The organism is Caldibacillus sp. 210928-DFI.2.18 (genome assembly GCF_020554505.1).
Taxonomy (GTDB): Bacteria; Bacillota; Bacilli; order Bacillales; family Caldibacillaceae; genus Caldifermentibacillus; species Caldifermentibacillus hisashii.
This window is the reverse complement of the sequence record NZ_JAJCHL010000124.1, coordinates 1-6,778: the sequence shown is the minus strand read 5'-3', so window position 1 is coordinate 6,778 and position 6,778 is coordinate 1. Positions and strand designations below refer to the sequence as shown.

General features: G+C 36.7%; 5 protein-coding genes and 1 pseudogene. All 6 read right to left on the bottom strand.

What is annotated here, in order from left to right; all coding sequences use genetic code 11:
- Positions 1-380 (bottom strand): annotated as a pseudogene (locus LIZ98_RS16320) (hypothetical protein); the annotation flags it as partial.
- A gap of 218 nt (positions 381-598) precedes the next feature.
- Positions 599-2,530 carry a BglG family transcription antiterminator gene (locus LIZ98_RS16315; RefSeq protein WP_227203137.1) on the bottom strand — a complete coding sequence of 644 codons (1,932 nt, stop codon included), beginning with the start codon at positions 2,528-2,530 and terminating at the stop codon, positions 599-601.
- 125 nt (positions 2,531-2,655) lie between these two features.
- Complete coding sequence (locus LIZ98_RS16310; RefSeq protein WP_108898811.1) at positions 2,656-4,044, bottom strand: glycoside hydrolase family 1 protein; 1,389 nt, start codon at positions 4,042-4,044, stop codon at positions 2,656-2,658.
- Between the two features lie 71 nt (positions 4,045-4,115).
- Positions 4,116-4,421 (bottom strand): PTS sugar transporter subunit IIA, encoded by a 306-nt coding sequence (locus LIZ98_RS16305; RefSeq protein WP_034772936.1) that lies wholly within the window; start codon positions 4,419-4,421, stop codon positions 4,116-4,118.
- A 257-nt stretch (positions 4,422-4,678) separates the two neighbouring features.
- Positions 4,679-5,959 (bottom strand): PTS cellobiose transporter subunit IIC, encoded by a 1,281-nt coding sequence (gene celB / locus LIZ98_RS16300; RefSeq protein ID WP_108898810.1) that lies wholly within the window; start codon positions 5,957-5,959, stop codon positions 4,679-4,681.
- Positions 5,960-6,004: 45 nt separating this feature from the next.
- Positions 6,005-6,313, bottom strand: coding sequence for a PTS sugar transporter subunit IIB (locus tag LIZ98_RS16295; protein ID WP_108898809.1), 309 nt, complete (start codon positions 6,311-6,313; stop codon positions 6,005-6,007).
- Positions 6,314-6,778: the final 465 nt, after the last annotated feature.

Sequence of the window (6,778 nt, the reverse complement as noted above, 5' to 3'; positions counted from 1 at the left end):
AGGACAATTGAAAAAATATTTTTCCTATCTTTATCGAAAATCTTGTAGTATGTTTTCAGCATTCGCTCTGAAACATCTTGACCATCGCCTTGGATTTCGATATGAATGGCCGCCTGAGCTTTCTTTCTCCCTTTTAATGTGACAAGAAAAATCTTATCCGCAATATTTTTTCCTTTCTTTTGCTTTGATGCCAATGGATATAACTCTTGTTCAATCGGTTGCGGTTTATTGAAAAAATCAATTTTCTCAAAAAGATGTGGTTCAACTAGGAGTAAAAATTCATCGAAAAAATCTGTTATGACTTCTTTCCAGTGGCGATCAAAATCAATCTCATAGGCGTCATACATTTTTCCTTCATTCACTAATAGCAGATCGTTCAATCGAATAATTCCCCCTTTCATTAAAAAAATTATAATAAAAACAGAAGGATAATTCTAGTGGAATATATTAAAAATTTCTGTAAAATGGAAGATATCCCTTAAATTTTATGCTGTTTCATTTTTACCATAAACCCCAAAATACTGTTACCCCCTTTACTGGTTATTGGCACCGGGTTTTTGGAACTGTATCTTTACAAATGTAAGTCAAAAGAGGTGTTTTACCATTCCTCAATCACATGAATAAAGTCATCATATGTTTTTGCCTTTAAAATATTTTGTACCATTGCTTTGTTTTCAATGAATTTCCCCAACAGGTCATACATTTCCTGCAAATCTTCTTGGCTGTCTTTTTTTACACATAACAAAAAGATGATTTGAACAGGTGTTTCGCTCCAGATAATCGGTTTTACCAACGTACAGACAACCACAAAGGTTTTCTTTGTTTTTGGGGTGATCGGGTGTGGAATCGCCACTAAATTCCCAAATGCAGTCGGCGCAACTTTCTCTCTTTCGTAAATCGCCTCGAGAAAAGTATCATCGACTAACCCTTTATCCAATAAAACATCATTCAAAAATTCAAGCGCTTTTTCTTGGGTAGCCAATTTTTCTTTTAAAAAAGTTAAGTCCTTATGAAAATATGACAAAATTGGTTGACTTGTATTTTGGTTGACAATAAATTTTTCTATCGATTTTAAATCCTGCTCTTTTAAAACGGCATTGACTTCAATGACCGGGATGTGAAAAGATTCTTGAATAGGGATTGAACTGACAATAAAATCAATACCATTTAAATTCATTTGCTTCAGTTTATAGTATTCCGTTGTTCCGACAACTTCCAGATTGTGACCAAAATATGATTTCAGTCGATAAAAAATGAGTTGGGCTGTACCTAAACCGGATGCACAGACAACAAGACACCGCTTTGGACCGGATTGCAATTTTTTCCTTTCAATCGCTGCACCAAAATGCAAGGCAAGATAGCCGATTTCATTCTCATCCATTTCAATTCCGGTATATTCTTTGACGGCAATTCCTGCAATAATGCCGGCTTCATACGCAAGTGGGTAATTGTTTTTAATATCCTGCAGCATGGGATTACGAATGTTCATTCCGAATTTAATTCGATTGACAGCCGGTTTTAAATGTAAACTTAGCCCCAAGATAAGCTCCTGGTCGTTCTGAATACCTAGCTCTAATTGTTCTTCAATTTTTTCTAAAACAAAATGCACAAGATGTAGAATCTCATCGTTAATAACATGATCGACCTGACTTTTTGTTTGGGAAAGTAATTTAGTCCCGAGCAAGTGCATGGCAATATAGGCGATTTCTTGCTGTGGAAATTTTACATGGTAGTAATTTTCAACGTCGGCCGCGATTTCTGTTGCTACTTGGTATTCTTTCTGTTGCTTGATTTCCTCGATATCTGAATGCACCAGTACTACATGATGACCGCTAACGATTCGCTTATAAGCAATCGCAATGTGAATACATAAATTATTTATGGCAATATCTGACATTGAGATTTGATGTTTTTGTATTTGCTTCAAAATAATTTTATGAATTTGGTCTATATCTTCTTTGGAAATGGATGAAAAAGGTGTATCGACAAGTGTATTTGTATGGTCATCGTTTCGGTCAAATAAGTATTCTGACAGGCAAAATCGTAATTTAATTTCACTGCCGCTCGCTTTAATACCAAAATTAGGCTTAGATTTTAAAACAATGCCGTATTCATCAAAAATTTGCTTAACCGTTTTCAAATCAAGTTGAATGGTCGATTTACTAATATATAATTCATCAGCTAAATCATCTAATTTTTCATACCGGTTACTTAATAAAAGCCTTCTAATAAGATAGGCAACTCGTTCTTCCGGTGTAGAGGGAATATACTCTTGTCCAATTTGTTCAACTGAAATGGATTGCAAAAATTTACGAAAAGCTTTTTCATCCGAAATTTCCAACTTGTAACCTTTTGCAATTATTGAAACAATTTTTGCCCCATGTTTATTTAAAATCGCATCCAAATTTTTTATATCTTCTCTTGTCGTCCGGGTTGTCACTTGGTTCAGATTTGCAAGATAATTGCCGGTAATCGGTTGATCAACTGCGTACAGTTCTCGTAAAATGTTTTTCATCCGGGAATTTAACAATGAAAAGTCCCCCTCTAATTTTCTGTTATTCAAAAAGGTTCCAGTCTTATGGTGACCGGAACCAAACTAAGCAGCGATATTTCTATACAATATATTTTGTCCCGCCTATTATTATAGACAGAAAACTAGAATCCGTTGTTTTCTGCCACTGATTTAAACCAGTAAGCACTTTTCTTCGGTGTCCGTTTTTGCGTTTCTATATCAACGGAGATAAACCCGTACCGATTCTTGTAGGCATTTGACCAGGACCAATTGTCCATGAATGTCCAGAGGTGATAACCTTTAACGTTACAACCTTCTTGTATAGATTTATGCAACCATTGTAAGTGACCTTTAATAAATTCAATACGGTAGTCATCCTGAATTTGGCCGTCTTTTAAGTATCGTTCTTCGTTTTGGACACCCATTCCGTTTTCGGAAATAAAGGATTCGATATTGCCGTAGTTTTCTTTTAAGTTGATCATAATATCGTAAATCCCTTTTTCATAAATTTCCCAGCCGCGATATGGGTTCATTTTTCGACCGGGCATTTCATAGTAATCAAAAAACCAATCCGGCATGAATGGGCTGTACGGATTCGGTAAATGTTCTTTGGCTTTGACTCGTCGTGGTTGGTAATAATTAACACCAAGAAGATCAACTGTATTGTTTTTAATGAGCTCGAGGTCTTCTTCACCGATAGCCGGTAATTGCCCATGTTCCCTTAAAATTTCGACCAATTCTTCCGGATACTCACCTAAAACTGCCGGATCCAAGAAGCTTCGATTGAAAAATAAATCACAGATTCTGGAAGCTTTTAAATCATACGGATTTTGACTTCGCGGATAAGACGGGGTTAAATTTAAAATAATCCCGATTTTTGAGTCGGCAAAATTGAATGTACGGAAGGCTTCAATCGCTTTTGCATTTGCTACAATGGTATGATAAGCAACTTGGGCAGCCCGTTTAAAATCAACGATATTTGGATAATGGAAATCGTATAAATAACCACCTTCAACAGGTACGATCGGTTCGTTAAAAGTAAACCATTTTTTCACGCGGTCACCAAACAACTGAAAGCACTGAATGGCATAAGTGCGATAAGCTTCTACAACTTCCCGGCTTTCCCAACCACCTTTATTTTGCAACTCCAACGGCATATCAAAGTGATAAAGATTAACAAATGGTTCGATCCCATTTGCGATTAATTCATTGATGACATTGTTATAAAATTTTACTGCTTCCGGATTCACTTTCCCACGGCCACTCGGAATTAGTCTTGACCAAGAGATGGAAAGACGGAAGGAATTATGACCGATTTCTTTCATTAATTTAATATCTTCTTTATATTGGTGGTAAAAATTGGACGTGGTTTCGGGACCAATATTATCAAAGAAGCGATTAGGCTCAATTTCATACCAATAATCCCAAATATTTTTTCCTTTTCCGCCTTCATTTGCGGCTCCTTCAATTTGTGTAGCAGATGTGGCACTTCCCCACCAAAAACCTTCTGGAAACTTGTATGGAATCGTCATTTGTGAACCTCCCTTATTTGATGCGGTAAATTTCAATGCTTCCGGCTTAGAATAGATGCGGTTGTTGTCAATTATTTATTACGATAGATTTCAATGATTTCAATGGCTAGGTCGCGAACAGTCATTGCTGTCATCAAATGGTCTTGAGAATGAACGAGAATAATATTTATACTTTGTTCATTTCCACTTGCTTCCTCTTGAAGAAGTTTTGTTTGGAAACCATGGGCTTTACTGAGTTCATTACCTGCTTCTTCAATAAGACGGTTTGCCTCATTAAAATTGCCTTTCTTTGCTTCTTGAATGGCTTCCATAGCACAAGAACGGCCATTTCCGGCATATAAAATGATTTGAAACGAAATTTCTGTGATTTTGTCCATTGTTTTCATGCCTTTCACTCCACCATATCGGCTTTCTATATTTTACCAAAATAAAAGCAATAAGTTAATTTTGCCCTTTTCATTGAACCGGAAATCAACAACAGGTTCAATTGGTCAATCTTTTAAAGAGAATGGGTTCTTACCCTTATAAGCTCGGCGGATGGTGGTGAGGGCCCTGCCGTCCGAGGGCTTATAATCTAATTTGTCTGTTCTATCATCTGACTATAGGCAAGATCCCATTCAACAGTTGTTAAATATTATTTCTTCACCTTTTCGTTTTCATAGTAATTTTTATCCATAATTTTTAGGAATGGCCACCAAATTGCCATGACGACGAGTAAGTTAACAATTTGTAGAACTGCACCTCTCCAAGAGTTACCGGTTGCCAAAAATCCGCTAATTCCGATTGGTGTTGTCCACGGTACAATAATTCCTGCCGGTTTCGGAACAATTCCGGTAGCCATTGCAAAATAGGTGATAACAGTGACAACGACCGGGGCCAATAACCAAGGGAAAATGGCTAACGGGTTCATAATAATCGGCAAACCAAAAATAATTGGTTCGTTAACGTTAAAGATTCCGGCCGGACCTCCCAGTTTACCCAGTTCTTTTACTTGGCGGCTCTTACCAATTAGAAAGATGAGAAGAATAACTGCTAGCGTCATTCCTGTTCCACCCATACCAACGAGGAAAGTATCAATAAATTGTTTTGTGATTACGTTGGGTAATTCCGTTCCTGCTTGGAATGCTTTTAAGTTTTCATCATTTAATGTATACCAAATTGGGTCAAATACCGAGTTGATAATAATTTGTCCGTGCAAACCAAAGAACCAGAAAATTTGACTTAACAGTACGGCTAAAATTGTAGCCGGTAAGCTTGATCCTAAAGCGGTTAACGGTTCTTGAATAATTGTATAAATAAAGTTTTGCACCGTATCGAATGGCGTAAAGCTAAATAGAATTCGAATGACTAAGAAAACCGATAACGTTAATGTAATCGGAATAAGTGCACTAAACGAACGGGATACTGCTTCCGGAACACCTGGAGGCATTTTAATTGTCCAATTTTTTTTGACAAAATAGCGATAAAGTTCTGCGGCAATAAATGCAGTGAATATACCTAAGAACATTCCTTGAGCACCAAGAATAGCAGTTGGAATAACACCGGTTACACCGTCTAATTCTTGCGGGTTTAAAATAAGGAATGCAGCGATAGCAACAACACCACCGTAAATCGCTTCTCCACCGTAACTTTGCGTTAATTTATACCCGATTCCTACGATAACAAAGAGCCCCATAATACTAAGTGTTGCAGCAGATGCCGGTCCCAATGCATTTTGATAGGCAGTATAGGCATCTTCCCCAAGTAATTTATCAAGGAATGGAAAGTTAGCGATTACAACAAAGATTGAGCCAAAGATAATAAGCGGCAAAGCAACCATAAATCCATCCCGTAAAGCTGTTAAATAACGGTTATTATTTAACTTATCGGCAATTGGCAAAAGCATGTTCTCTAAAAACTCCATAAACTTATTCATGACAAGATCTCTCCCTCATATTTTTATTTTTTAGAGCTTTATAATTTATTTATCCATTAATTGTAAAGCTTTGTTAAGAACGGCTTCTCCATCAATACGACCATAAGCAACAGGATCGATAACATCTATAGGAATTCCGATTTTTTCAGCAACTGCGGCAAATTTCTTTTTCATGAACCTCATTTGCGGCCCGATTAAAAGAACATCTGCATGTTCCATCTCAGTTGGAGCTTTGTCTTGAGCAACAGCCCAAATCTCTGCTTCAATACCTCTTGCCTCTGCCACCTCCTTCATTTTTGACACCAATAAACTAGTAGACATACCGGATGAACAGGCTAATAATATTCTTTTCATGATAGAACCTCCATTAAAGTTAAATTTATTTTGATTGCCTTAGCAGTATTATGTGATTTTCTCTACACTTTTATCCTACAGGAAAAGCGCTTACACCTTAACACAAAAAATTTCCGTCTTAAGAAGGAAATGATTAAATGAGGGGAAATGGAAAAAATTAGAAGTAATCAATAGAAACCACTGAAAAGTAATTCGGATATGTTTACTTTTTAAAAATATAGTAGAGTAGACTACGAAAATACATCTAAATGTGGCGTTAAGCAAGATTATTTAGCACATTCTCATTAATTTGTTCGTGAGCGCCGCTTTATTAGACAGTATTTGTTGATTGAACCACGGTTTTGTCCGTGAGAGTAGCTCTATTGGACATTTTTTGCTGATTGACCACTCATTTTGTCCATGAGCGCCGTTCTATTGGACATTTTTTGCTGATTGACCACTCATTTTGTCCATGAGCGCCGTTCT

Excerpts from the sequence above, each read along its gene's own strand:
- LIZ98_RS16310 (WP_108898811.1), bottom strand. The coding sequence starts at position 4,044 with ATGACGATTCCATACAAGTTTCCAGAAGGTTTTTGGTGGGGAAGTGCC.
- LIZ98_RS16305 (WP_034772936.1), bottom strand. The coding sequence starts at position 4,421 with ATGGACAAAATCACAGAAATTTCGTTTCAAATCATTTTATATGCCGGA.
- celB (WP_108898810.1), bottom strand. The coding sequence starts at position 5,959 with ATGAATAAGTTTATGGAGTTTTTAGAGAACATGCTTTTGCCAATTGCC.
- LIZ98_RS16295 (WP_108898809.1), bottom strand. The coding sequence starts at position 6,313 with ATGAAAAGAATATTATTAGCCTGTTCATCCGGTATGTCTACTAGTTTA.